Consider the following 23,588-nt stretch of genomic DNA (forward strand, 5'->3'; position numbering starts at 1 on the left):
CGCAACCCGCAGGCGCCGAGACATTCCGAAGCGCGTTTTGGCGGTGACACACCATTGAACGGGAAGTCGCCCTCGAAATCGTCGAGAGCTTGCCTTAGGTTTCCGGGTTTGAGGGGCGAATCGACGGGATTTCCATGAGCGACGCGCGCGACAACCGGCTCGGCGATGCCGTCAGCCCGTATCTCCTGCAGCATCGGGACAACCCGGTCGATTGGCGGGAATGGTCCGACGCCACGCTGGCCGAGGCGCACGCGCTCGACCGGCCGATCCTCTTGTCGGTCGGCTACGCGGCCTGTCACTGGTGCCATGTCATGGCACATGAGAGTTTCGAGGACGCGGGCGTAGCGGCGGCGATGAACCGCGACTTCGTCAATGTGAAAGTGGATCGCGAAGAGCGGCCGGACATCGACCATCTCTACATGACCGCGCTGCAGGCGATGGGCGAACAGGGCGGCTGGCCGATGACCATGTTCCTGACGCCGGAGGGCCAGCCGTTCTTCGGCGGCACCTATTTTCCCAAGGACGCCCGCTATGGCCGTCCCGGCTTTGTCCAGGTGCTGGAGGCCATCGCCAAGGCCTGGCGCGAGAAGCGCGCGGATCTGACGACAAGTGCGGGCGCGATCTCCGGGCGGCTGAGCGAATTCCTGTCGCGTTCGGCGGCACCGGGACCGCTGGCCGACCTCGATCTGGCGGGCCCGGCGGAGCGCATCGGCCAGATGATCGATCCGGCCCAAGGCGGGCTTCGCGGCGCGCCGAAGTTTCCCAACGCGCCGTTTATGGAAATCCTGGCGCGGTCGGCTTTTGAGACCGGCTCCCCGGAACATCGCCAGGCCTTTCTCAAAACCGTCGGTGCGCTCTCGCTCGGTGGCATCTACGACCATCTCGGCGGCGGCCTGCATCGCTATTCGACTGACGACCGCTGGCTGGTGCCGCATTTCGAGAAGATGCTCTACGACAATGCCCAGTTCCTGCGTCATCTCGGCTGGGCCTACAGGATGACCGGCGACGACCTGTTTCGATCCCGTATCGACGAGACGATCGGCTGGCTTCGGCGTGAGATGCGTCTCGACGGCGGTGGGCTCGCGGCATCGCTCGATGCCGACAGTCCAAACGCCGACGGCCATTCGGAGGAGGGCGCCTTCTATGTCTGGTCGGCGGCTCAGATCGACGGTCTGCTCGGTGATCGCGCTGCGCCGTTCAAAGCCGCCTTCGACGTCGACGAGGCCGGCAACTGGGAGGGTCATTCGATCCTGCATCGCGTGCATCCAGGTGCCGCGTCGAGTGACCCGGACTTTGCCGCAGAACGCCAGATTCTCCTCGAGAAAAGAGCCGACCGGCCTCGGCCCGGCCGCGACGACAAGGTGCTCGCCGACTGGAACGGTCTGATGATCCGGGCACTGGCCGAAATCGGTGGCGCTTTCGGGAACGACGATGCGCTGGCCCTGGCGGGCGATGCCTTCGATTTCGTCGTCCAGGAAATGATCGTCGACGGTCGCCTGCGCCATGCCGCGCGAGCCGGACGAACGACCGGTCTGGCGCTGTCCTCTGACTATGGCGCCTTGATCCAGGCCGCGGTCGCGTTGTTCGCGGCAACCCTCGACGCGCGTTATCTCGATCGCGCCCGCTGGTTCGCCGACGAGCTCGAACGCTGGCACACCGATAGCGACGGCGGACATTATCTGAACGCTTCCGACGCCTCGGATGTCATGATTCGCCTGCGCGGCGACCAGGACGACGCGATTCCCGGCGGCACCGCGCTTGTCATCGAAGGGCTTGCGATGCTCGCCCAGGCCAGCGGCGCGATCGAGATCGGCGAACGCGCCGAGCGGGCGGCCCTGCTAGCCGCCGGGCGCGTCGGCCAGGAAGCCACCGGCTTTCCCGGCATTGTCGCGGCCACGGGCCGGCTACGCCGCGGCAGCGAACTCTGCGTGATCGGCATGCCAGACGATCCGGGATTCCCCGAGATGCTCGCAAAGGCGCATCACAGCGTCGACCTCGATCGCCTCGATCTGATCCTGGCCGATCCCGATCGGCTGCCGGAGCAACTACCGACCGCCGCGATGCGGCCCTTGCGCCGGCCGGCCGCCTATTTGTGCGAGGGTCGCGTCTGTCGGCCGCCGGTCTACGATGACGCGGCGCTGGCGAAAGCGTTGAGCGGCGACAGCGATTAATACGAGGGCTCCGCTGGCGCGGTCTATGTCACCCGGCCGACGGTCGCACCGGTAGCACTGCGCAATTGCAGCGGCACTACCTCGAAGACGTGCCGCGGCGTCCCCGCGGCGGCCCAGACGGTGGCGTGCTGGAACAAATCCTCATCCATCAGTGTGGCAAGCTTGCTTGAGGCCCCCAGCGGCGAGACACCGCCGATGGCAAAGCCGGTCGCCTGACGGACGAAGTCGGCGTCGGGCCGCTCGAGCGCCTCGCCGAAATGAGCCGCCATCGAAGCCTCGTCGACCCGGTTGGCCCCCGACACCAGCAGCAGATAGGCTTGGCCGGTCGCGGCGCCCCTAAACACCAGGGATTTGACGATCTGGCCGACACTGGCGCCGACGGCCTCCGCTGCTTCCTGCGCGGAGCGGGCCGATTTCGCGGTTTCCACGACGGCAATCTTGAGGCCCTTGGCCTCGGCATCGGCCTCGACCCGCGCCACCGCGTCCGGTTTCTCTGTCATCCCCGATCCCTCCCCGGTTGCTCGCTGCAGGCTTCCCCTTCCGTGCCGTCGCAGTCAAGCCGAGGCTCAGCGCAACGAAAAACGGCGGCCCGAAAGGACCGCCGTTTCACGTGAGTCACGCCATTCGCGTCCGGCGGACAGGAACGCGATCAGGTATTCATCGAATCGAAGAAATCGGCGTTGCTCTTGGTCTGCTTGAGCTTGTCGTTCAGGAATTCGATCGCGTCGGTCGTGCCCATTGGCGACAGGATCCGGCGCAGGACGAAAATCTTCTGCAGATCGCCCTTCGGGACCAGCAAGTCTTCCTTACGGGTGCCGGACTTCAGGATGTCCATCGCCGGGTAGATACGCTTGTCGGCGACCTTGCGGTCGAGGACGATCTCCGAGTTGCCGGTGCCCTTGAATTCTTCGAAGATCACCTCGTCCATGCGGCTGCCGGTATCGATCAGCGCCGTCGCGATGATGGTCAGCGAGCCACCCTCCTCGATATTGCGCGCCGCGCCGAAGAAGCGTTTCGGCCGCTGCAGGGCGTTGGCGTCGACGCCGCCGGTCAGCACCTTGCCCGACGAGGGAACGGTGGTGTTGTAGGCGCGGCCGAGGCGGGTGATCGAATCCAGGAGGATGACGACGTCGCGGCCGTGTTCGACCAGGCGCTTGGCCTTTTCGATCACCATTTCGGCGACCTGGACGTGGCGCTGCGCCGGCTCGTCGAAGGTCGACGACACCACCTCGCCCTTCACCGAACGCTGCATGTCGGTCACTTCCTCGGGCCGCTCATCGATCAACAGAACGATCAGATAGCATTCCGGATGGTTCGCGGTAATCGAATGGGCGATGTTTTGCAGAAGTACCGTCTTGCCGGTACGCGGCTGCGCGACGATCAACGCGCGCTGGCCCTTGCCGAGCGGCGCGACGAGATCGATGACCCGGGCCGACATATCCTTCTTGGAGGTTGGATCGTCGAGCTCCATCTTGAACCGCTCGGTCGGATAGAGCGGCGTCAGATTGTCGAAGTGGCTCTTGTGGCGGATTTTCTCGGGATCGTCGAAATTGATCGTGTTGACCTTGAGCAGCGCGAAATAGCGCTCGCCGTCCTTGGGACTGCGGATCGGTCCCTCGACCGTATCGCCGGTCTTCAGCTGGAATTTGCGGATCTGCGATGGCGAAACATAGATGTCGTCCGGGCCTGGCAAGTAATTTGCCTCGGGCGAACGCAGAAAAGCGAAGCCATCCTGGAGAATTTCGACGACGCCCTCGCCGATGATTTCGACTTCCTGGGCCGCGAGTTGCTTGAGGATCGCGAACAGCAACTCCTGCTTGCGCAGAACGGAGGCGTTCTCGACCTCGTTCTCTTCGGCAAACGCGATCAATTCGGGTGCGCTTTTGTTCTTCAGGTCCTGAAGTTTCATTCGGAAATAGGCTCTTTTGGGGTTCGTGCCGACGGATCGCGTCGAAACAGATGAAGGCGACAATGGGGAAACGCTGGGGGCCGGAAACGCTAAACGGTTCTGCGGCAGGGACGAGGCGACCACAAACGGTCACGCTACGCCCGAGAAAGGCGGGATAGTCCTGTGTGATATAGCGGTGGTTGCGAGACCGCGCAAGAGGCGCGTTGGCGCCCCACGCGAAAGCCTCCTATCGCGGTTACCGCCCCGTTTCACAACCGCCGGTCGCGGTCGTCTAATCTTGCCTGTCGAACCCGAGCGCTTCAAGGGCGTGACTCACAACCGCTTCGGGCGGGACGCCGACGGATACCGTCACGCCATCCTCGTCGGCTTGCAGCGGTTCCAGATCGTCGAACTGCGACTGGAGCAGCGATTTCGGCATGTAGTGGCCAGTGCGGCGACCGATGCGCTCGCCGACACTATCCTGATCAGCAATGAGCGAGACGAAGCGCACGTTCGGGGTCGCCTCGCGCAGAACATCCCGATAGCGCCGTTTCAAGGCCGAGCAGGCGACAACGCTCGAAACGCCATGGCTGGCCTGATCGGCGATCCAGTCGCGAATGGCCGACAACCAAGGCGCCCGGTCGTCATCGTTCAACGGCTCGCCAGATTCCATCTTGGCGATGTTCTGGGCCGAGTGAAACTCGTCCGCCTCGGCGAAGGGCCAGCCAAGACGTTCCGCAAGCAGCTTTGCCGTCGTGGTCTTGCCGACGCCCGACGGACCCATGACCACAAGAGCGGTCGTTTTTTGATCCATCTGCCCGGCTTCCTCTCCTCCAAGCTGTCGTCAGCGATTAGAACGGCTTCACCACGACCAGAATGATGATCAAGATCAGGATGACCGCCGGCACTTCGTTCATCAGCCGCCAGAACTTGCCGGATTTGGTGTTCGCGTCCCGCTCGAACCGCTTGAACGAGGCGGACAGATAGCCGTGCAGGCCGGACATCACCAGGACGAGGGCGATCTTGGCATGAATCCAGCCGCCCTGGAACTCGAACACCTTCCAGGCGAGCCACAGGCCGAGCACCCAGGTCAGGATCATCGAAGGCGTCATGATGCCCTTGAGCAGCCGCCGTTCCATCACCTTGAAGGTCTCGGACTGGGGCGTGCCCGGTCCCGCTTCCGCGTGGTAGACGAATAGCCGCGGCAGATAGAGCATGCCGGCCATCCAGGCGATGATGACGAAGATGTGGAGCGCCTTGATCCAGAGCTGCCATTCGACCGGCACCAGGACGAACAGGGCTGCGACAAGCGCCAGTGCGACGACAGCGACGACGGCGGTCCGCCCGCCATTGGCCGACTTCGTCGCGGACTTGCTCGATGGTGGGGTGTTCTGGTTCATGGCTTGGTGGTCCTGATGCGATCGAGAAGGGCTTCGACATGGGCGATCGGCGCCTCGGGCGTGATGCCGTGGCCGAGATTGAAGATCAACGGCCCATCACCGAGGTTGTCGAGAATCCGGTCGACGCCGTCTTCCAGCGCCTTGCCGCCGGCGATCAGCCGCAGCGGGTCGAGATTGCCCTGGATGGCGCCAGCTTTCTGCAATTCCTTCGCCTGCGACACCGGCACCGACCAATCGAGGCCGACCGCATCGACGCCGGTCTTTTCACGATAGGTGTTCAAAAGCGATCCCGCGCCCTTGGCGAAGCCGATGATCTTCGCGCCCGGCACCGCGGCACGGACCTTTTCCACCATCCGGGCAACTGGCCGCACGGCATAGGCTTCGAACGACGCCTCGTCGAGAACGCCGGCCCAGGAATCGAAGATCTGGACGCAGTCGGCACCCGCCTGCAACTGGCGGATCAGGTAGTCGGCGCTCATCTCCGCCAGCAGATACAGCAGCGTCTCCATCTCGGCCGGGTTGCGATAGGCGAACAACCGCGCCGGGGCCTGATCCGGCGTCCCATGGCCGGCGATCATATAGGTCGCCACGGTCCAGGGCGCGCCGCAAAAGCCGATCAGCGTCGTCTCGTCGGGCAGTTCCTGGCGTAGCCGACCGACCGTCGCGATCACCGGGGCCAGATGAGTCTCGCCGCGCGATGGATCGAGATTAGCGATCTCGTCGGGGCGGATCGGCGTCAGCTTCGGGCCTTCGCCCTGGACGAAATGTAGACCGCGATCAAGCGCGTCCGGGATCACGAGAATGTCGGAAAACAGGATCGCCGCGTCGAAGCCGAAGCGCCGGATCGGCTGCAAGGTGACCTCGGTCGCAAGATCCGGATTGTAGCAGAGATCGAGGAACCCTCCGGCCTTTTCCCGGGTTGCTCGATATTCGGGAAGGTAGCGGCCGGCCTGTCTCATGAGCCACACTGGAGGGGGAAAGACGCTTTCGCCTTCCAGGACCCGGACGAGCTTGCGCTTCTGCATCAGGTTTGGGCTCCTAATAAAAAAGAAAGATTTCAAGAGAAATCGTTATTTTGATTCTATGAGTCGGTGGATAGCCGGAATTCACAAGCGGCGGTAGATGGCGGCCGTTTCACGCTCGTCCACAGCCCGAATGAGCGGTTTTGGCCCAACGGTGTGAGAAACGTTAAACTTTTAACCAATCCGCCAAATTCGTCAGGATGTTAGCGAGGCACGCGCGTTGCCGAAAACCTGTCCAAGAGCTGTGGAAAGCATGGGATGAACCTGCATCGTCCACAAATGTCCGTTCGGACGCCCACAGGCCGTGCATCGTCGCCGATTGTGGACGAAAGCCGACTTATGCGCCTCGGCCGGGATCGGCACAGAGGCGCGCCGGCTTAACTCTTCCTTAACCCACAGGCCCGGCGGATTTCCGGGGGTGGAGGCCGCCGGCCCCTTGCGAAGCGATGGCGAATCGAGTCCCGAGCGACGCCAATGGCGTTTCGGCCCTTGAGGCGCTATCAAGCCTCTCGGGCGTGAAGAAACGGTTAAAATGGGGACAAAATGGCCAAGGGCATCGTGCTCGCCTCCGGCAGCATACACCGCAAGGAACTCCTCAAGAACGCCGGGATCGACTTCACCGTCGAGCCGAGCGAGCTCGACGAGCGGGCGGTCGAGGCACCGCTGCTGCAATCGGGTGCCGGACCTGAAGACGTCGCCGCGATCCTCGCCGAGGCCAAGGCCACCGACGTTTCGGCCCGCCATCCGGGCGAGATCGTCATAGGCGCCGACCAGACCCTCTCGCTCGACGACGAGATCTTCTACAAGCCGGCCAATATGGAAGAGGCGCGGCGCACGCTCCTGAAACTCTCCGGGCGCACCCATACACTGAACAGCGCCGTCGTCCTGGTCGAGGACGGCGTGGTCACCTGGCGGCACGTCGCCATCGCTGCCATTACCCTCCGCCAACTCGATCCGGGTTTTATCGGGCGCTATCTCGCCGCCGCTGGCCAGAAGGCGACGACCAGCGTCGGCGCCTATCAGATCGAGAAGGAGGGCATTCAGTTGATGGAGCGGATCGAGGGCGACTATTTCACCATCATCGGCCTGCCGCTGCTGCCGCTCTTGAAAGAGCTGCGCGTACGGGGCGAGATCGATGGCTGATAGCGAGTCGGAGTGGACGCCGAGTCCTTACGTCAGCGGCGCGGACCGCCCGCGCGGTGAAGGCTCGATCTTCGATCCGAGCGATGTCCAGACGATCCCTGACGGCCCCAAGGCCTTCGTCACCGGCTGGCCGGTGTGGCATTCGCGCTCGCCGATGATCCATCAGAGTTGGCTCGCCGAATTCGGCCTTGCCGGTTCCTATAGCCGCGTCGGCGTGCCGCCAGAGGAGATCGCCGAATTCCTGAAGAGCCTACGCAAGAACGGCTTTGTCGGCGGCAATGTGACGATCCCGCACAAGCTCGCCGCCTTTGCCGCCGCCACGCGCCGGGACGCGGCGGCCGAGGCGATCGGCGCGGTGAACACGCTGTGGTTTGAAAAATCCGGCCGGCTCGTCGGCGGCAATACCGACGCCTATGGGTTCGCGGCCAATCTCGACGAGCGGCTGCCCGGCTGGGCCGACGCCGAGACGGCGGTGGTGCTCGGTGCCGGCGGCGCGGCACGGGCCGTGATCTTCGCGCTGTTGAAACGCGGCGTCAAATCCGTGCGGATCGTCAACCGCACCCTCGAGCGGGCCGAGGAACTGGCGGCGCGTTTCGGCCCCGGCGTCAGCGGCCATGGCGAGGCGGAGCGGGAGGCACAGCTGAAGGCCGCCGATCTTCTGGTCAACACCGTACCGATTCCGGCCAGTGACCCCGACGATGAGACGCCGGACTGGTTCGCGCCGAAGCTGCCGGACCTTGCCGCCTTGCCCGATCACGCGCTGGTCACCGACATCGTCTATGTGCCGCTCAAAACGCCGATATTGCAGGCGGCCGAGGCGCGTGGCCTTCGCCATGCCGACGGGCTCGGCATGCTCCTGCATCAGGCGGTGCCGGGCTTCGAGCGCTGGTTCGGCCGGCGCCCGGCGGTCGGCGAGGCGCTGCGCGCCAAGATCATCCGCGACATCGACAGCGGGGTCTGACGGCGATGCGAGGCCATCACGGACTGGGCGAGCGATGATCGTCCTCGGCCTCACCGGCTCGATTGGCATGGGCAAGTCGACCGCCGCCGCCATGTTCGCCGACGAGGGCGTGCCGGTGCATGATGCCGACGCTGCGGTGCATCGGCTTTATGCCGGCCGTGCCGCGCCGCTGATCGAGGCAGAATTTCCGGGAACGGTCATTGACGGCATCGTCGATCGCCAGCTTTTGGGCGCGGAAGTGCTGAACGATCCCGACGCGCTGAAACGGCTGGAAGCAATCGTCCACCCGCTGGTGCGGGCCGAGGAACAGGCGTTTCTCGCCGCCGCGCGGAAAACCGGCGCGCCTCTCGCCCTGCTCGATATTCCGTTGCTCTACGAGACCGGCGCCGAGACCCGCTGCGACAAGATCGTGGTGGTCAGCGCACCGGCGGCGATCCAGCGCGAACGGGTGCTGCGTCGGCCCGGCATGAACGAGGAAAAGTTCGCGGCGATCCTGGCCAAACAGGTGCCGGACGCCGAGAAACGCGCCCGCGCCGATTTCGTCATCGACACCGGCGGCGGCTTCGACGCCACCCGCGCGGCGGTGAAGGTGGTGGTGACGGAACTGGGCGCGGCGTCGAGTACACAGGCCCGATCGAAAAAAGAGTCCGACGTCAGGGAATAAGTCCGCGCCAGCGCTGTTGTCCTGGAGGTAAGCCGAACCCAAGCACCCTCAAGGAGACTCCCATGCGCATGCGATCCCTGCTTCTCGCCGCAGCGACCCTGTCCCTCGCCGTCCCGTTGGCCCATGCCGGAGACTATGCCGGCGGCGCCATCAAATCGATGGAGACCGACAAGGGCGAGATCCTGACCAACGCCGACGGAATGACCCTCTACACCTTCGACAAGGACACCAAGGGCGTCACCAACTGCTATGACGACTGCGCGACGAAGTGGCCGCCGGCGATGGCGGCGGATGATGCGTCGGCCGACGGCGACTACTCCCTGGTCGAACGCAAGGACGGCGGCAAGCAATGGGCCTATGACGGCATGCCGCTCTATCTGTGGCAGAACGACAAGGCGCCGGGCGAGACGACGGGCGACGGCGTCGGCGGAGTCTGGCACGTCGTCCTGGAGAACTAGTCGCAGCGATGTCCCGGTTCCTGGACGAGATGGAGACATGCGTGCCGGCGTTGCGACGCTACGCGCGGGCGCTCACGCACAATCCCGATCTCGCCGACGATCTCGTCCAGGACTGCCTCGAACGAGCGATCCGCAAGGGCCATCTGTGGAAGCCCTCGGGGCCGTTGCGGGCCTGGCTGTTTCGCGTCCTGCTGAACGTTTATCGCAACGATCTGCGGCGCCGCCGCAGGGCGCCCGATCCCATTCCCTTCGAAAACCTGCCAAGCGAGCCGCGGGCGGCGAATGTCCAGCCGGGTCGGCTGGCGCTGGCCGAGACGGCCAGGGCCATGCAGGAATTGCCGTCGGACCAGCGTGAGGCGTTGCTGCTGGTTGCCGTCGAAGAGTTGAGCTACGCCGACGCGGCGGCCGTGCTCGCTATCCCGATCGGCACGCTGATGTCGCGTCTCGGACGGGCCCGCGCGACCCTGCGCCAGATGACGCAAGCCGACGCACCGATGCTGAGGACCGTGAAATGAGCCGCGACGACGCGACGATCACCAAGGACGACCTGCAGGCCTTTGCCGACGGCGTTCTGGACGCGCGGCGCCGGGCCGAGGTCGAGCGGTATCTCGCGGACCAGCCTGCCGCTGCCCGGGAGGTCGCGGATTGGCAACAGCAAAACCAGGCGCTGCGAGCCTTGTATGGTCATGTGGCGAGCGAGTCCGTTCCGGCGCGGCTGTCGGTTCACCGCATCGTCCACGATCGCAAGCGCCCGGCCCGCAACTGGTCGGGCATGGCCGCGGCCGCCGTCCTGATCCTGGCGATTGGTGGCGCGGGCGGCTGGTATGGCCGCGATGTCCTCACTGTCGCCTCGCCCGCGCCCCTGTCGCTCGCCGGCGAGGCCGAGCAGGCCCATGCCCTTTACGCCACCGAAGTCCTCCACCCGGTGGAAGTGAGGGCCGACGAGAAAACGCACCTCGGAGCATGGCTGTCCAAGCGGCTCGATCGCGCCCTCACCGTGCCCGACCTGCGAACGATGGGTCTCGACCTTGTCGGCGGCCGGCTGTTGCCGTCGCAAGAAGGGCCGGCCGCGCAATTCATGTATGAGGACTCGGCGGGCGGCCGCGTGACGCTCTACATCGTGCCGGCTGAGAACGCGCGGGAGACCTCGTTTCGCTATTCGGCGGCCGGCCGCCTGAAATCGCTGGTGTGGACGGCCGAGGGGATCAGTTGCGCGCTGGTGGGCGCTCTGCCCCAGGACCGGCTTCGGGGCATCGCCAAGCTCGCCTACCGGCAATTGGGATAGGCTGGAGCGCGCTGCGCCAAGGTCGCGGTGGGGTCAGTGTCAGTGCGCTGGTTGCGCGCGTTGGGCGGGTATGAGTGGATACGGTCATAAGCATCTGGCCAGCGCTCATTGCTGAGATCAACGTCGTCGCTTACCATTTTGAAAACCGGCGCCGCTTGACCGGAGAGGCGTACGTTGATCGCATCAATCTGCGGACTTGTTGATTTATTAGGCGCAGAGTGAAGAGATCGAAGGCTACCCCGGCTGCCTGCGCTGAGTTAAGTTTCGTCAATGATAGAAGATTTGACCGCCATCGCGGATGACATGACCGACCTACTTCCGCTGTTCGTCGATGGCGGGAATATTTCGGGTCTCATTCTCCCAACAGAGCATTCCGCGACTTTCAAAGCCCGTGCCGTTGAAGCGAAGTCTATGCTCGACGAGGAACTCGGCTACACCAACCCATTCTCGATGAGCTTACTCCGCGCGGTGAATTCCCGCGCTGGCGGTTTCGTCGGCGGACCCTCCTACGCGTCGGTCGAAGAGGCATCGAAGATCGTCCGGGCAGCAGTTCGCGCGATCGAGCGCAAACGAATGCGGCCACCGCCACCACCACTAGGCGCTAAGCCCTATGTCGATCCAGCGCGCATTCTCGCGCTCCAAGCGATTGGAAACGGAAAGTGGGATTTTTCGCGGCTCGTGGAGCTCTGCCGTGAAATCAATGTGGCTGCGGCCAACCGTTGCCACATGTCAACGGCGATGCTCCTGCGCACAATCCTCAATCACGTGCCGCCGGTGCTTGGCTTCAACTCCTTCGCAGAAGTGGCAAACAACTATGGAGGTCAGAAGTCCTTCAAGGCCTCGGTGCAGCGCCTCGAAGGTTCACTCCGTAACATTGCTGACATGCACCTTCACTCCCAGATTAGATCACGCGAGGACGTGCCGACGGCCGTACAGGTAGATTTCGCAGCCGACCTGGATGTTCTCATTGGTGAGGTGACTCGGGTGGGTGGCGCGGGATAGGCGTGAACGGTCCGATCCCCGGAGCCGTCTGCTTTTTCCATAGGTCGAGGAACGATAGCTTATATGTAACCGCGGACTTCCTAGGAACATAAAAAGAACATGTACTTAACCCGGTGGATACCGGCCACTGCCTCCACCCCGCCCCTTGCCTCTTCCGCTCCGCTGCATGACAACAGCCCAAAGCGGGGGCTGGCATGCGGGAAATCGTCTTCGACACCGAAACCACGGGTCTCGACCCGGAGGTCGAGCGGGTGATCGAGATTGGCGGCGTCGAGTTGTGGAACCACATCCCGACCGGCAAGAGCTATCACACCTTCGTCCGCCCGGCCGGCCGCAAGATCGATCCCGGCGCCTTCGACGTCCACGGCATTTCCGACGAGTTCCTGGCCGACAAGCGGCTGTTCGAGGAAATCGCCGAGGAGTTCCTCGAGTTTTTTGCCGGCGCCCGGCTGATCGCCCACAACGCCGCCTTCGACACACGGTTTCTCAACGCCGAGCTGAAGCGCATCGGCCAGCCGCCGATCGACGCCTCACGCGTCATCGACACGCTGCCGATGGCGCGGCGCAAGTTCCCGATGGCGCCGGCAACGCTCGACGCGCTCTGCTCGCGCTTTTCGATCGACACCAGCCGCCGCGACAAGCACGGGGCGCTCTTGGATTCGGAGCTTCTCGCCGAGGTCTATATCGAGCTGATCGGTGGCCGCCAGGCGGCGCTGGGACTGGCGGTGGAGCTCGATACGGCCGGCGACGGGACGGATGGCGATTTCGGCCGGATCGAGCCGCGGCCGGTGCCGCTGCCGCCCCGGCTGACGGCGGAGGAGGCCGCGCGCCACCGCGCCTTCGTCGCGACGATGGGTGAGGAGGCGCTGTGGTGGCGGTTTCTGGAGCGCCCGCAGGCGGCAGCGACGACCGACGCCTGATCGCGCCGGCTCACAATTCTGGTTATCAAAACGCCGGCGGCATCGGGCGATGCCGCCGGCGTTTGTATTTCAAGCCTGATGGGAGGGCGTCGCCTCAGGCGGTCTGGACCTGTTGACGGGCGCGCTCCTCGGCCATGCGCTGCTGGAACAGCTGCGAGAAGTCGATCGGGTCGATCATCAGCGGCGGGAAGCCGCCATTGCGCGTCACGTCGGCCATCACCTGGCGGGCGAAGGGGAACAACAGCCGCGGGCATTCGATGAACAGCACCGGCAGGAGATGCTCCTGCGGGAAGTTCTGCAGCTTGAAGACGCCGCCATATTCCAGTTCGACATTGAACATCAGCTCGGCGCCCTCGCCGGCCTTGGCGTTCATCGTCAGCCGCACGTCGTAGTCGCCGTCGGAGCCCTCGATCGGGTTGGCGCCGACATTGACGCCGATATTGATCGCCGGCGCCTTGGTCTGGCCGCGCAACACGCCCGGCGCGTTCGGGCTCTCGAAGGAGAGATCGCGGATATACTGGGTGAGGATGTTGATGCTCGGCGGCGTCGCGGGCTGTGCGGCGCTGTCGCCGGTGGCGGCACCATTGCCGTTGCCGGTGGTCTTCTGATCGTTTGTGTCGGACATGTTGGCTCCCGTCTCGATGCTGGTCCCGGCTGATGTCGCCGCGAAGGCGCGCCCGGTGCCAGTGTTAGCGGGCCGGGCGCTATGCCAGGCCGGCAGGAAATAATGGGCGCGAGCGCTATCACGCGGTCAAGGCGAGGACAAGATGAAGGCCGACCTCGCGCCGCCGCGTCCGGCTCAGTGCAGGATGCGGCCTTGCGGCGTGTCGTCGCCATCGCGCTTGTCGTTCCAGGGCGAGGAGGCGTCGGGCCGGCGCTCGAACTCCTCACCGCTGAGATCGACCACGTCCGGCCCGCCGCCAGCCCGCGGGTCGGGCTGTGGGCCGCGGGCGCCGGAATTCCACGTGCCGGATGTCCCAGCCCCTTGCGCCACGACGACCACGCGGCTTTTCATGAAATTCCAGATCCCGTCGCGGATTTTCGGCACGAACAGCAGGAAGCCGATCGTGTCGGTGACGAGGCCGGGGGTCAAAAGCAGGATGCCGGCCATGGCAATCATCACGCCGTGGACGAGATCGCGCCCCGGCATGCGCTTGGAGCGGATGTCGGCCTGGATGCGCGCCAGCGTCGACAGGCCCTGCTGCTTCAGCAACAGCGTGCCGACGATCGCGGTCAACAGGACGAGGCCGAGCGTCGGCCACAGGCCGATCATGTTGCCGACCAGGATGAACACGGCGATCTCCAGGATCGGAATTACCAGGAGCAGGAAGGGGATCAGGGCGAAGGGCATGGTTTGGTCACTCCTTTGACGGCATAATGCCCCTCATGCGCGTTTCGGGCAGCACCGCGTCGCAAGATCAGATAGGAAGTCCCGAAACGAATTTGAATGCGTAGCCGGCCGTCTCTATATGGGGGCGAATGGCATGTGCGACGGCGAGGCGACAGAACCAATGAGTTTCGGGACGATCTTTTTCATAGTGCTTGCGGCGATCGTCCTGTTTCAGCTGCGCAGCGTTCTCGGCCGGCGTACCGGCAGCGAGCGCCCGCCCTTCGATCCTTATTCGCGGCGAGAGGGGCGGCCAGGGGAAGCCGCGCCCAACGACAATGTCGTCACCTTGCCGCACCGCCGCCTGCCCGGCGGTGATGTCGCCACGCCCCCGAATACCTACGAGGCCATCGACAAGCTGGCCGCGCCAGGCACCCCGCTCAATGGCGAATTGCGTCGCATCCGCGACGACGACCCGAATTTCGAGCCGGGGGAATTCCTCGAGGGCGCCAAGCTCGCTTATGAAATGATCGTCACCGCCTTTGCCGACGGCGACCGCAAGGTCTTGCAGAACCTCCTGTCGAGCGAGGTGTATCAGGGCTTCGAACAGGCGATCACCGACCGCGAACAGCGCGGCGAGCGCATGCAGTCCTCCTTCGTCGGCATCGATGACGCCGAGGTCGTGTCCGCCGAAAAGAAGGATCGCGAGGCGCTGGTGACGGTGCGTATCGTGGCGCAGCTGATTTCGGCCGTGCTGAAGCCGGACGGCGAGATCGTCGAGGGCGACCCCGAAGCCGTCGTCGAGGTCAAGGATGTCTGGACATTCTCGCGCGACATACGCTCGCGCGATCCGAACTGGAAGCTGGCCGGGACCGAATCCGAAGAAGACTGAACCGGAGCGGCGAGCCCTTCCATGACCCGCTTCGTGCGCCGCAGCTTTGCCGACCTGCCGGGCTGGGCCGAAGCCGATCACACCCTGGCCTTCGCCGCGTTTCGCGACAGCGCCCCTCGGCTCGTCAAGGACGAGGTGTCTGTGGGATCTCTGGACATCGCGCCGGGCGCCTTTCGGCCCGCCGCGGAAGCGGCGATGGCCGCTGGCGATCTGGATGGCGCGGCGGCGCGGTCGTTCTTCGAGACGCATTTCACCCCGCTGCGCATCCTGCCGGAAGGCACCGAGGCCGACACGCCGGGCTTCGTCACCGGCTATTACGAGCCAATCGTCGCCGCTTCGCCGGTGCGCACCGATCGGTTTCGGTTCCCGCTCTACGCGCGACCGCAGGATCTGGTGAAGATCGACGACGTATCGCGCCCGCCGGGGCTTGATCCCTCGTTCCGCTTCGCGCGTCGCACCCCTTGCGGGCTGCTCGAGGAATATCCCGACCGGGCCGCGATCGAAGCCGGCGCGCTGGCCGGCCGGGGTCTCGAAATCGCCTGGCTCGACGATCCGGTGGAGGCGTTCTTTATCCACATTCAGGGATCGGCCCGGCTGCGCCTTCCGGGCGGGCGCGAAACCCGCGTGAGCTATACCGCCAAGACCGGACATCCGTTTACCGCGATCGGCCGTAGCCTGGTCGATGAGGGCGAGCTCACGCTGGCCGAAGCCGACATGGACGGCATCAGGGGGTGGCTGGCGGCACATCCGGAGCGGCGGCAGACCCTGTTCAACCGCAATCGCTCCTTCATCTTTTTTCGGGAAATGCCGGTGAACGACCCGGCAAAGGGCCCGATCGGCGCGGCAAAGGTGCCGCTCACGGCGCTGGCCTCGATCGCCGTCGACCGGGAACTCGCGACCTTCTGCGTGCCCTATTTCATCGACGCGCCGCAGCTTGTCGTGGCCGGCGAGCCGTTCCGCCGCCTGATGATCGCGCAGGATACCGGCTCGGCCATTCTCGGACCTGCCCGCGCCGACATTTTCGTCGGTTCGGGACCGGACGCCGGCAGGATCGCCGGGCGGATTCGCCACGCGGCGGATTTTCATGTCCTGGCGCCGGCGAGGCTCGCCGAAAGTCTGGCGCGGTGAGGCGCGGAAGACGCCTCAGTGGCGAGGATGCCCGTTTGTGGGCGAGCGTCGCCCGCACGGCGATGCCGCTGAAGGGCAAGGCGCATCCGAAAATGCCAGAGGAACCGTCGCAGGATAAGCTGTCACCGGCCTTTGCCGCCGCGAGCGGACGGCAGGCGGCGGACACCGCCGCACCCGGTCCGTCGGCGATGCCGGAGCGCAGTGGCCGGCGGCTGACCCAGCACCCGATCGAAAGACCGACGCGGCGCAAGATCGCCAAGGGCCGGGTGGCGATCGAGGCGCGCATCGACCTGCACGAGATGACGCAAGAGGTCGCCCACGACGCGCTGCTCGGCTTCCTGCGCCAGGCCCAGGTGATGGGGCTGCGCCATGTGCTCGTGATCACCGGTCGCGGGGCTCGTCCGGGCGCCGCGTTCGGGTCGCGCGGGGTGTTGCGGCGGGTGGTGCCGCTGTGGTTCGCCAATCCGGAATTCCGCCCGCTGGTGTCCGGCTTCGACAGCGCCGAGCGTCATCACGGCGGCGAGGGTGCGCTCTATGTGCGGGTGAGGCGCTTCGCATGACCCCCTTTGGCGAGAAGATCCGGGTCATGCGCAAGGAGCGCGGCGTGACCCAGGGCGAAATGGCAGCGGCGCTCGGGATTTCGAGCGCCTATCTCTCGGCGCTCGAACACGGCCGGCGCGGCCGCCCGACCTGGGAACTCCTGCAGCGCATCATCGGCTATCTTAATGTGATCTGGGACGAGGCGGAGGAGCTGGAGCGGCTGGCCGAACTCTCGCATCCGAAGGTCACGGTCGAAACCGCCGGACTGAGCCCCGAGGCGACGGCGCTGGCCAACCGGCTTGCCGAGGCGATTGCGATCCTTCCCGCTGACGACATAAAGCGCCTGCTCGCCGAGCTTGAGACAGCGGCCACGCGCGCCGAGGCGGCGCTGAAGGAAAAGCGCCGGCGGCGGTAGCTGTTTTTTCACCAGGAGCCGGTTGCGACCTTCCGGCCGTCAATCGATTCACGTGAAACGGACGGCCACGGGGGCAAATTCTTAAGCGTCCGTTAACCATGACCACATCAGACTGGCACGTCCCCGCGACGACATGGTCGTGGCCAACCCTCTCGCGGTGTCACGCCCGATGTGCCGTCTTCTTGCCTATGCCGGCCCGCCCATCTTCCTCGACCGGTTGCTGGTCGAGCCGCGTGCCTCGCTGATCTCCCAGTCCCTCGCGGCGCGCGAAGCCAAGACGATCGTCAATGGCGACGGCTGCGGCATCGGCTGGTATGGCGAGCGCCCCGAGGCCGGCGTCTATCGCGGCATATCGCCGGCCTGGTCGGACGCCAATCTCGTTTCGCTCTGCCGCCAGATCCGCTCACCGCTGTTCCTGGCGCATGTGCGCTCCGCGACCTACGGCGAGGTCTCCACGGCCAATTGCCATCCCTTCGCGGACGGCCGGCATCTGTTCATGCACAATGGCCAGATCGGCGGCTATGAGCGCCTGCGCCGGCGCATCGATGATCTGATCCCGGACGCGCTCTATCCGAAGCGACGCGGGACCAGCGATTCGGAGGCGATCTTCCTGGCGGCGCTGGGACGCGGCCTCGACGACGATCCCGTCGGCGCCATCGCGGCAACCCTCACCGCGATCGGGTCGACGGTTCGCGCGACGGGTGAGACTGCACCGCTTCGCTTCGCCGCCGTCCACAGCGACGGCGAGACCCTCTGGGCCTATCGCTGGGCCAATGACGGCTTGCCGCCGTCGCTGTACTGGCGCCGCGAGGGTGACGGCATCGTCGTCGCCTCGGAGCCCTGCGACGCGGACGCCGGAAACTGGACGATCGTGCCGCCGGCCTCGGTGCTGGTGGCAAGGCGCGACGGTACCCCGCGGATCGTTCCGTTCGAGCTTGCCGCGCCGGCCCGCGCCGCCGCGTGAGACCGCGGGCACGGGCCGCCGGGCCGCCGCTTTAGAGGATGAACCGCGACAGATCGGTATCGCCGGCGATGCCGTCGAGCGCCTTGTGGACATAGGCGGCGTCGACCCGGTAGCTCTCGCCCGGCTTGTCGGGCGCCTCGAAGGAGATCTCGTCGAGCACCCGCTCCATCACCGTCTGCAGCCGCCGCGCGCCGATATTCTCGATCGAGCCATTGAGCGCGACCGCTGTGTCGGCGATGGCGTCGATGGCGTCGTCGGTGATCTCCAGATCGACATTCTCGGTCTTCATCAAGGCGATATACTGCTTGATCAGCGAGGCCTCCGTCTCGGTGAGGATGCGGCGGAAATCCTCCTTGGTCAGTGCTCTCAACTCGACGCGGATCGGTAGCCGGCCCTGCAGCTCGGGCAGAAGGTCCGACGGCTTGGAGACGTGGAACGCACCGGACGCGATGAACAGAATGTGATCGGTCTTCACCGGCCCGTGCTTGGTCGCGACCGTGGTGCCCTCGACCAGGGGCAGGAGATCGCGCTGCACGCCTTCGCGCGATACGCCTGCCGAATGCCCGTCCTTGTTCGCCACCTTGTCGATCTCGTCGAGGAACACGATGCCGTTGTTCTCGACCGCGTCGATCGCCTCGCGCACCAGCTGCTCCTGGTCGAGCAGCTTGTCGGACTCCTCGCCGATCAGGAATTCATAGCTCTGGCGCACGCTGGTGCGGCGCTGCTTGGTGCGGTTCATCGCCTTGCCGAACATCTCCGACAGATTGAGAACGCCGATATTGGCGCCCGGCATGCCGGGGATTTCCATGCCGCCCATCGGATTGCCGGTATCGGCGACCTCGATGTCGATGTCCTTGTCGTCGAGCTCGCCCGACCGCAGCTTCTTGCGGAAGGAATCGCGGGTCGCCGGCGAAGCGGTCTTGCCGACCAGCGCGTCCAGAACGCGGTCCTCGGCGCCCTGATGCGCCTTGGCCTTCACCTCCTCGCGCTTTTTCTCGCGGACCAGGCCGATGCCGATCTCGACGAGATCGCGGATGATCTGCTCGACGTCGCGGCCGACATAGCCGACTTCGGTGAACTTGGTCGCCTCGATCTTGATGAACGGCGCGCCGGCAAGCCGCGCGAGACGGCGGGAAATCTCGGTCTTGCCGACACCGGTCGGTCCGATCATCAGGATGTTCTTGGGCATCACCTCTTCGCGCAGGCTGCCTTCGAGCTGCTGGCGTCGCCAGCGATTGCGCAGCGCCACCGCGACGGCGCGCTTTGCGTCCTTCTGGCCGATGATGTGACGATCGAGTTCGGAGACGATCTCGCGGGGGGAAAAATCTGTCATGACGTCTTCTGGTTGGATGAGACGCGGAGCGCCGAGGAGGGTCGTTTTCGCCGGGGGCAAAAATATTCTGGATGCTACATGGGGGCTACAGGACGCCCTTGCCACCCGTTGCGCCCGCCCTCCGAACCGCCGCATGCGGCAAGAACACGCACAGGCGAGTGCTGAGGAGGCCGTTGTCAAGTCTACCAATCCGGCCCGGATTGGGATCAACATAGCCTGTCCGATTCGGGGACCCTCAGTGGGAATCGAGACGTGGAGATGGGAGATCGCGAGAGGCGGTGCGGCGATGCGCGGTGCGACGAGAGCGGGCGGACACGGTGTGAGCCGGCCGCAAGACCGAAGGGAACGGGCTGTTTTTCCGGAGACGGAGGCGGCATGAGCGGCGCGCTCGAACGCCTCTCGGCCGTCGCGGCGCCCTGGGATGATGAGCGCCTCGCGACACTGCTCAATAGGATCGCGGCAGATTACGGCTTCTCGCATGTGGCGGTTCTGGCGATGCCATCGACCGACGATGGCGGCATGGCGACGCGTTACCTGCTGGGCAATTGGCCGGACGACTTTGCCCGCTCCTACGAGCAACTCGGGCTGCACCGTTTCAAGCTGGTGGTGGGGGCATTGCAGGCCGATCCGATGCCCTTCGTGTGGGATATCGAGACGCTTTACGGGGCCGACGAGCCGGAGCCGACGCCGGCGGCCCAGATGTTGCTCGAGGAAGGCTATCTGGCGGGGGCGCTGTTTCCGGTTCACGGCCTGACAGCCTTCAGTGGCGCCCTGTCCTTTGCCGGCAGATCGCCCGATCTGTCGGCCCAGACGGTGCGCGAACTGCATCTGATTGCGTTCACGGTGTTCGGCATGCTGGCCGCGGCGCGATTCGAGGAAAACCGCAAGAACAACCCGCTGTCGACGCGCGAGCGCGATTGCCTGAAGCTTGCCATGCTAGGCAAGACCTCATCGGAGATCGGTACCATCCTGTCGCTGTCCGAATACACGATCTCCCAGTACCTCGCGGCGGCGACCCGCAAGGTGAACGCATCGAACCGCACCCATGCCGTCGCGCTGGCGGCGCAGCTCGGCTATTTGTCGTGAGCAGCGATCGTCATGCGGATGCGTCGGATTGAGCTAGCATGAACGTGCTTCCCAAAGGCGTCCGGCACAGTCCGGGCCATCTTTCCCGCGACGACCAGGTGGCGTTGCTCGAGGCAATCCGTGCGGTCGTCGCGGCGGCGCCGTTGTTTCAGCCGGTGATGCCGCGTACCGGCAAGCCGCTGTCCGTGCGCATGACCAATTGCGGCGGCCTCGGCTGGGTCGCCGACCGCGCCGGCTATCGCTATCAGCCCACCCATCCGGTGACCGGCGCGCCCTGGCCCGCGATGCCGCCCCAGCTTTTGCGAATCTGGGCGGAAATGTCGGGTTTCGACCATCCGCCCGAGGCCTGCCTGGTCAATTTCTACGAGACCGGCACCAAGATGGGCCTGCACCAGGATCGCGACGAAGAGGATCTGGCGGCGCCGGTGGTGTCGATTTCGCTCGGCGACGACTGCCTGTTCCGGGTCGGCGAGACCACGCGCGGCGGACGAACCACCTCGATCCGGCTGCAATCCGGCGACATCGTCGTGCTCGGCGGTGAGGGGCGCCTCGCTTTTCACGGCGTCGACCGGATCTATCCGGCCACCTCGGCGCTCTTGAAGAACGGCGGCCGCATCAATCTCACCCTCAGGCGGGTGACGCGGCCGGCATGAGCGTCCGCGCCGGCCGTCGCGAATTCTCGGAGAGCACTGGCGTCACAGCTTGCGCAGCGCGACCTGCTCGGTCAGGTGGTTCGGCCCCTTGCGCAGGATCAGGTCGGCGCGCGGGCGCGTCGGCAGGATATTCTCGTAGAGATTCTTGCCGTTGATGTTGCTCCACAGGCCTTCGGCGATCTTCAGGGCCTCGTCCTGTGACACCTGCGAATAGCGGTGGAAAAACGAGTCGGTCTCGCGGAACGCCGTCTCGCGCAGCCGCATGAAGCGCTCCACGTACCAGCGCTGGATGTCGACCTCGTCGGCGTCGATATAGATCGAATAGTCGAAGAAGTCGGAGACGAACGGCACGGCCTTGCCGTCCTTCGGCATGTCGCGGACCTGCAGGACGTTGAGCCCCTCGAAGATCAGGATGTCGGGCCGGTCGATGGTGATGCGTTCGCCTGGCACGACATCGTAGACGAAATGCGAATAGACAGGCGCCTCGACCCGCGGCACGCCGGCCTTGATCTCGGAGAGGAAGCGCAGGATCGTGCCGACGTCGTAGCTTTCGGGAAACCCCTTGCGTTGCATCAGCCCCTCGGCCTGCAGCACGGCATTGGGGTAGAGGAAGCCGTCGGTGGTGATCAGGTCCACCTTGGGCGAGGACGGCCAGCGGGCCAGAAGCTCCTTCAGGACGCGGGCAGTGGTCGACTTGCCGACCGCGACCGAGCCGGCGATGCCGATGATAAACGGCGTCTTGGGATGGGCGCCGCCCTCCGACAGGAATCGTTGACGCTGGCGGAACAGCAATTGCGACGATTCCACATGGGCATAGAGCAGCCGCGAGACGGCGAGATAGATGCGGGCGACCTCGTCGAGATCGACCGGGTCGTTCATGGAACGGAGCCGGTTGACCTCGTCCTCGGTGAGTGTCAGCGGAGCGTCGGCGCGAAACTTCGCCCATTCGGCGGCCGAGAAGACCCGATAGGGCGAAAACTTCGAGGGCGCGAGCTGGTCCATCAGCCGTTCGCCTGTCCCAGTTCCGGCGGCCGGCCGGCTTTTTCGGCGATCCCCGTTTGCGCCGTGCGCCGCTGGAGTTCGTCCATCACCGCCGCGAGCGGCACATGGCGAAGCTTCAGCGCGACCATGAGATGATAGAGGAGATCGGCCGCCTCCGAGGTCAAACGCTCGTCGTCCTGCGAAACCGCCGCGATGACCGTTTCGATCGCCTCCTCGCCGAGCTTCTTGGCGACATGACCGATACCCTTGGCGGCCAGCGAGGCGGTGTAGGAGCCGCTATCCTTGGATGCGGCACGCGCGGCGACGATCGTCTCCAGATCGGCGAGGGTGAAGTCTGTCATGATGCCCTTTCGCTATGCGGTCTTTCCAGAATGCGCAGGCGATCGTCGGCCTGAAGCTTGCTGTCGTTGAGACATCTACAGCGGCGCCGGAGCGGATGCGAATCTCGCGACCCATCGATCAGTCGACCGGGTCGAGCCGCATCGGGATCGAAGCCGCCGCCATATGCGCCTTGGCTTCGCCGATCGTATGGGTGCCGAAATGAAAGATCGAGGCGGCGAGCACCGCCGCCGCGTGGCCGTCGCGGATTCCTTCGACGAGATGATCCAGCGTGCCGACGCCGCCCGATGCGATCACCGGCACGCCAACCGCGTCCGCGACCGCACGGGTCAGATCGAGGTCGAAGCCGGATTTGGTGCCGTCGCGGTCCATCGAGGTGAGGAGAATTTCGCCGGCGCCGAGCGAGACAACCTGCCGGGCAAAGGAAACGGCGTCGATCCCGGTCGCGGTGCGCCCGCCATGGGTGAAGATCTCCCAGCGCGGCTCCTCGCCTGCCGCGGTGACGCGCCGGGCGTCGATGGCGACGACGATGCACTGGTCGCCGAACTTGTCGGCCGCCTCGGCGACGAGTTCCGGCCGGTTCACCGCGGCCGTGTTGATCGCCACCTTGTCGGCGCCGGCCAGAAGCAGGCGTCGGACGTCGGACACCGCGCGCACGCCCCCGCCGACGGTCAGCGGCATGAAACAGTGCTCGGCGGTCTGGGCGACGATGTCGAAAATCGTCTCGCGATTGTCGGAGGATGCGGTGATGTCGAGGAAGCAGAGTTCGTCCGCGCCCGCCGCGTCATAGACCTGTGCAGCGGCCACCGGATCGCCGGCATCGACAAGTCCCTCGAAATTGACGCCCTTGACGACACGGCCGTCCTTGACGTCGAGGCAGGGGATGATGCGCGCCTTGAGGCTCATAGAGCGGTCGTCTTTCTGCCAGCGCCCGTCCTGGCGCCGCCGGTGCAGGTCCGGATCATCGAAGCTGCCACGGCGGTCGAGAGTCGGCC

27 protein-coding genes are annotated in these 23,588 nt (G+C 65.3%); 16 read left to right on the forward strand and 11 right to left on the reverse strand.

Annotated elements, in window-relative coordinates; all coding sequences use genetic code 11:
• The first annotated feature begins 134 nt into the window (after positions 1–134).
• Positions 135–2,171, forward strand: coding sequence for a thioredoxin domain-containing protein (locus VQ045_RS06945; RefSeq protein WP_331829586.1), 2,037 nt, complete (start codon positions 135–137; stop codon positions 2,169–2,171).
• A gap of 23 nt (positions 2,172–2,194) precedes the next feature.
• Here the strand turns inward: VQ045_RS06945 and VQ045_RS06950 are convergent, their stop codons facing one another.
• The 5 genes from VQ045_RS06950 to hemE all read right to left on the reverse strand — a co-directional run bounded on the left by VQ045_RS06950 (position 2,195) and on the right by hemE (position 6,484).
• Entirely contained in the window at positions 2,195–2,671 is a 477-nt protein-coding gene (locus tag VQ045_RS06950) for a YbaK/EbsC family protein (RefSeq protein WP_331829587.1), read from the reverse strand.
• 149 nt (positions 2,672–2,820) lie between these two features.
• A complete protein-coding gene (gene rho / locus VQ045_RS06955; RefSeq protein ID WP_327626195.1) occupies positions 2,821–4,080 on the reverse strand; it encodes a transcription termination factor Rho in 1,260 nt (419 codons plus the stop codon).
• Positions 4,081–4,351: 271 nt separating this feature from the next.
• Positions 4,352–4,873: a gluconokinase gene (locus VQ045_RS06960; RefSeq protein ID WP_331829588.1), complete on the reverse strand. Its 522-nt coding sequence runs from the start codon at positions 4,871–4,873 to the stop codon at positions 4,352–4,354.
• Positions 4,874–4,910: 37 nt separating this feature from the next.
• Entirely contained in the window at positions 4,911–5,459 is a 549-nt protein-coding gene (hemJ, locus tag VQ045_RS06965; RefSeq protein WP_331829589.1) for a protoporphyrinogen oxidase HemJ, read from the reverse strand.
• Entirely contained in the window at positions 5,456–6,484 is a 1,029-nt protein-coding gene (gene hemE / locus VQ045_RS06970) for a uroporphyrinogen decarboxylase (protein ID WP_331829590.1), read from the reverse strand. Before hemE ends, hemJ begins: the two co-directional genes overlap by 4 nt.
• 540 nt (positions 6,485–7,024) lie before the next feature.
• Here hemE and VQ045_RS06975 point away from each other — a divergent pair.
• From VQ045_RS06975 to dnaQ, 8 genes are all read left to right on the forward strand, one after another.
• Entirely contained in the window at positions 7,025–7,624 is a 600-nt protein-coding gene (locus VQ045_RS06975) for a Maf-like protein (RefSeq protein ID WP_331829591.1), read from the forward strand.
• 154 nt (positions 7,625–7,778) lie between these two features.
• Positions 7,779–8,585, forward strand: coding sequence for a shikimate dehydrogenase (locus VQ045_RS06980; protein ID WP_442879831.1), 807 nt, complete (start codon positions 7,779–7,781; stop codon positions 8,583–8,585).
• 34 nt (positions 8,586–8,619) lie between these two features.
• The gene (gene coaE, locus VQ045_RS06985) at positions 8,620–9,249 is read left to right on the forward strand and encodes a dephospho-CoA kinase (RefSeq protein ID WP_331829592.1); all 630 of its coding nucleotides are present in this window, start codon (positions 8,620–8,622) and stop codon (positions 9,247–9,249) included.
• A 68-nt stretch (positions 9,250–9,317) separates the two neighbouring features.
• Positions 9,318–9,707, forward strand: a complete 390-nt coding sequence (locus VQ045_RS06990; RefSeq protein WP_442872951.1) for a COG4315 family predicted lipoprotein — start codon at positions 9,318–9,320, stop codon at positions 9,705–9,707.
• 8 nt (positions 9,708–9,715) lie between these two features.
• The gene (locus VQ045_RS06995; RefSeq protein WP_327648699.1) at positions 9,716–10,222 is read left to right on the forward strand and encodes a sigma-70 family RNA polymerase sigma factor; all 507 of its coding nucleotides are present in this window, start codon (positions 9,716–9,718) and stop codon (positions 10,220–10,222) included.
• On the forward strand, positions 10,219–10,992 hold the full coding sequence (locus tag VQ045_RS07000; RefSeq protein ID WP_331829593.1) for an anti-sigma factor family protein: 774 nt from the start codon (positions 10,219–10,221) through the stop codon (positions 10,990–10,992). Before VQ045_RS06995 ends, VQ045_RS07000 begins: the two co-directional genes overlap by 4 nt.
• A 282-nt stretch (positions 10,993–11,274) precedes the next feature.
• Entirely contained in the window at positions 11,275–11,994 is a 720-nt protein-coding gene (locus VQ045_RS07005; protein WP_331829594.1) for a hypothetical protein, read from the forward strand.
• A gap of 194 nt (positions 11,995–12,188) precedes the next feature.
• A complete protein-coding gene (gene dnaQ, locus VQ045_RS07010; protein ID WP_331829595.1) occupies positions 12,189–12,914 on the forward strand; it encodes a DNA polymerase III subunit epsilon in 726 nt (241 codons plus the stop codon).
• Positions 12,915–13,008: 94 nt separating this feature from the next.
• On the opposite strand, the gene secB is transcribed toward dnaQ, so the two are convergent.
• Together secB and VQ045_RS07020 are read right to left on the reverse strand one after the other, a co-directional pair.
• Positions 13,009–13,539, reverse strand: coding sequence for a protein-export chaperone SecB (secB, locus tag VQ045_RS07015; RefSeq protein WP_331829596.1), 531 nt, complete (start codon positions 13,537–13,539; stop codon positions 13,009–13,011).
• A 174-nt stretch (positions 13,540–13,713) separates the two neighbouring features.
• Entirely contained in the window at positions 13,714–14,265 is a 552-nt protein-coding gene (locus tag VQ045_RS07020; RefSeq protein ID WP_331829597.1) for an FxsA family protein, read from the reverse strand.
• A gap of 160 nt (positions 14,266–14,425) precedes the next feature.
• Between VQ045_RS07020 and VQ045_RS07025 the strand changes: the two genes are divergently transcribed.
• From VQ045_RS07025 to VQ045_RS07045, 5 genes are all read left to right on the forward strand, one after another.
• Positions 14,426–15,133, forward strand: coding sequence for a Tim44/TimA family putative adaptor protein (locus VQ045_RS07025; protein WP_327626069.1), 708 nt, complete (start codon positions 14,426–14,428; stop codon positions 15,131–15,133).
• A 21-nt stretch (positions 15,134–15,154) separates the two neighbouring features.
• Positions 15,155–16,261 (forward strand): murein transglycosylase A, encoded by a 1,107-nt coding sequence (mltA, locus tag VQ045_RS07030; RefSeq protein ID WP_331829598.1) that lies wholly within the window; start codon positions 15,155–15,157, stop codon positions 16,259–16,261.
• Positions 16,258–16,821, forward strand: a complete 564-nt coding sequence (locus tag VQ045_RS07035) for a Smr/MutS family protein (protein WP_331829599.1) — start codon at positions 16,258–16,260, stop codon at positions 16,819–16,821. Before mltA ends, VQ045_RS07035 begins: the two co-directional genes overlap by 4 nt.
• Positions 16,818–17,216 carry a helix-turn-helix domain-containing protein gene (locus VQ045_RS07040; RefSeq protein WP_331829600.1) on the forward strand — a complete coding sequence of 133 codons (399 nt, stop codon included), beginning with the start codon at positions 16,818–16,820 and terminating at the stop codon, positions 17,214–17,216. The genes VQ045_RS07035 and VQ045_RS07040 overlap by 4 nt, the downstream gene beginning before the upstream one ends.
• Before the next feature lie 169 nt (positions 17,217–17,385).
• A complete protein-coding gene (locus VQ045_RS07045) occupies positions 17,386–18,180 on the forward strand; it encodes a class II glutamine amidotransferase (RefSeq protein ID WP_327626065.1) in 795 nt (264 codons plus the stop codon).
• A 31-nt stretch (positions 18,181–18,211) separates the two neighbouring features.
• Here VQ045_RS07045 and hslU read toward each other — a convergent pair whose 3' ends face one another.
• On the reverse strand, positions 18,212–19,513 hold the full coding sequence (hslU, locus tag VQ045_RS07050; protein ID WP_331829601.1) for an ATP-dependent protease ATPase subunit HslU: 1,302 nt from the start codon (positions 19,511–19,513) through the stop codon (positions 18,212–18,214).
• A 375-nt stretch (positions 19,514–19,888) separates the two neighbouring features.
• Here hslU and VQ045_RS07055 point away from each other — a divergent pair, with 375 nt between their 5' ends.
• Positions 19,889–20,599, forward strand: coding sequence for a helix-turn-helix transcriptional regulator (locus tag VQ045_RS07055; protein WP_331829602.1), 711 nt, complete (start codon positions 19,889–19,891; stop codon positions 20,597–20,599).
• Between the two features lie 38 nt (positions 20,600–20,637).
• Positions 20,638–21,252 (forward strand): alpha-ketoglutarate-dependent dioxygenase AlkB family protein, encoded by a 615-nt coding sequence (locus VQ045_RS07060; protein ID WP_331829603.1) that lies wholly within the window; start codon positions 20,638–20,640, stop codon positions 21,250–21,252.
• 42 nt (positions 21,253–21,294) lie between these two features.
• Here VQ045_RS07060 and coaA read toward each other — a convergent pair whose 3' ends face one another.
• The 3 genes from coaA to hisF form a co-directional block, all read right to left on the reverse strand.
• Positions 21,295–22,254 (reverse strand): type I pantothenate kinase, encoded by a 960-nt coding sequence (gene coaA / locus VQ045_RS07065; protein WP_331829604.1) that lies wholly within the window; start codon positions 22,252–22,254, stop codon positions 21,295–21,297.
• On the reverse strand, positions 22,254–22,595 hold the full coding sequence (locus VQ045_RS07070; protein WP_331829605.1) for a phosphoribosyl-ATP diphosphatase: 342 nt from the start codon (positions 22,593–22,595) through the stop codon (positions 22,254–22,256). Before VQ045_RS07070 ends, coaA begins: the two co-directional genes overlap by 1 nt.
• 118 nt (positions 22,596–22,713) lie before the next feature.
• Entirely contained in the window at positions 22,714–23,499 is a 786-nt protein-coding gene (gene hisF, locus VQ045_RS07075; protein WP_331829621.1) for an imidazole glycerol phosphate synthase subunit HisF, read from the reverse strand.
• Positions 23,500–23,588: the final 89 nt, after the last annotated feature.

Origin of the sequence: Aurantimonas sp. E1-2-R+4 (assembly GCF_036549515.1) — a bacterium.
Classification (GTDB): domain Bacteria; phylum Pseudomonadota; class Alphaproteobacteria; order Rhizobiales; family Rhizobiaceae; genus Aurantimonas; species Aurantimonas coralicida_A.

Bases quoted from the DNA above. Each gene is read 5' to 3' on its own strand.
- VQ045_RS07045 (WP_327626065.1), top strand. From the start codon at position 17,386: ATGTGCCGTCTTCTTGCCTATGCCGGCCCGCCCATCTTCCTCGACCGG.
- mltA (WP_331829598.1), top strand. From the start codon at position 15,155: ATGACCCGCTTCGTGCGCCGCAGCTTTGCCGACCTGCCGGGCTGGGCC.
- VQ045_RS07040 (WP_331829600.1), top strand. From the start codon at position 16,818: ATGACCCCCTTTGGCGAGAAGATCCGGGTCATGCGCAAGGAGCGCGGC.
- VQ045_RS06945 (WP_331829586.1), top strand. From the start codon at position 135: ATGAGCGACGCGCGCGACAACCGGCTCGGCGATGCCGTCAGCCCGTAT.
- VQ045_RS06990 (WP_442872951.1), top strand. From the start codon at position 9,318: ATGCGATCCCTGCTTCTCGCCGCAGCGACCCTGTCCCTCGCCGTCCCG.
- VQ045_RS07020 (WP_331829597.1), bottom strand. From the start codon at position 14,265: ATGCCCTTCGCCCTGATCCCCTTCCTGCTCCTGGTAATTCCGATCCTG.
- hslU (WP_331829601.1), bottom strand. From the start codon at position 19,513: ATGACAGATTTTTCCCCCCGCGAGATCGTCTCCGAACTCGATCGTCAC.
- VQ045_RS06995 (WP_327648699.1), top strand. From the start codon at position 9,716: ATGTCCCGGTTCCTGGACGAGATGGAGACATGCGTGCCGGCGTTGCGA.
- VQ045_RS06950 (WP_331829587.1), bottom strand. From the start codon at position 2,671: ATGACAGAGAAACCGGACGCGGTGGCGCGGGTCGAGGCCGATGCCGAG.
- VQ045_RS07025 (WP_327626069.1), top strand. From the start codon at position 14,426: ATGAGTTTCGGGACGATCTTTTTCATAGTGCTTGCGGCGATCGTCCTG.
- dnaQ (WP_331829595.1), top strand. From the start codon at position 12,189: ATGCGGGAAATCGTCTTCGACACCGAAACCACGGGTCTCGACCCGGAG.
- VQ045_RS07070 (WP_331829605.1), bottom strand. From the start codon at position 22,595: ATGACAGACTTCACCCTCGCCGATCTGGAGACGATCGTCGCCGCGCGT.
- VQ045_RS07055 (WP_331829602.1), top strand. From the start codon at position 19,889: ATGAGCGGCGCGCTCGAACGCCTCTCGGCCGTCGCGGCGCCCTGGGAT.
- hemE (WP_331829590.1), bottom strand. From the start codon at position 6,484: ATGCAGAAGCGCAAGCTCGTCCGGGTCCTGGAAGGCGAAAGCGTCTTT.
- coaE (WP_331829592.1), top strand. From the start codon at position 8,620: ATGATCGTCCTCGGCCTCACCGGCTCGATTGGCATGGGCAAGTCGACC.
- VQ045_RS06980 (WP_442879831.1), top strand. From the start codon at position 7,779: ATGATCCATCAGAGTTGGCTCGCCGAATTCGGCCTTGCCGGTTCCTAT.
- VQ045_RS06960 (WP_331829588.1), bottom strand. From the start codon at position 4,873: ATGGATCAAAAAACGACCGCTCTTGTGGTCATGGGTCCGTCGGGCGTC.
- rho (WP_327626195.1), bottom strand. From the start codon at position 4,080: ATGAAACTTCAGGACCTGAAGAACAAAAGCGCACCCGAATTGATCGCG.
- VQ045_RS07060 (WP_331829603.1), top strand. From the start codon at position 20,638: ATGAACGTGCTTCCCAAAGGCGTCCGGCACAGTCCGGGCCATCTTTCC.
- VQ045_RS06975 (WP_331829591.1), top strand. From the start codon at position 7,025: ATGGCCAAGGGCATCGTGCTCGCCTCCGGCAGCATACACCGCAAGGAA.
- hemJ (WP_331829589.1), bottom strand. From the start codon at position 5,459: ATGAACCAGAACACCCCACCATCGAGCAAGTCCGCGACGAAGTCGGCC.
- secB (WP_331829596.1), bottom strand. From the start codon at position 13,539: ATGTCCGACACAAACGATCAGAAGACCACCGGCAACGGCAATGGTGCC.
- hisF (WP_331829621.1), bottom strand. From the start codon at position 23,499: ATGAGCCTCAAGGCGCGCATCATCCCCTGCCTCGACGTCAAGGACGGC.
- coaA (WP_331829604.1), bottom strand. From the start codon at position 22,254: ATGGACCAGCTCGCGCCCTCGAAGTTTTCGCCCTATCGGGTCTTCTCG.
- VQ045_RS07000 (WP_331829593.1), top strand. From the start codon at position 10,219: ATGAGCCGCGACGACGCGACGATCACCAAGGACGACCTGCAGGCCTTT.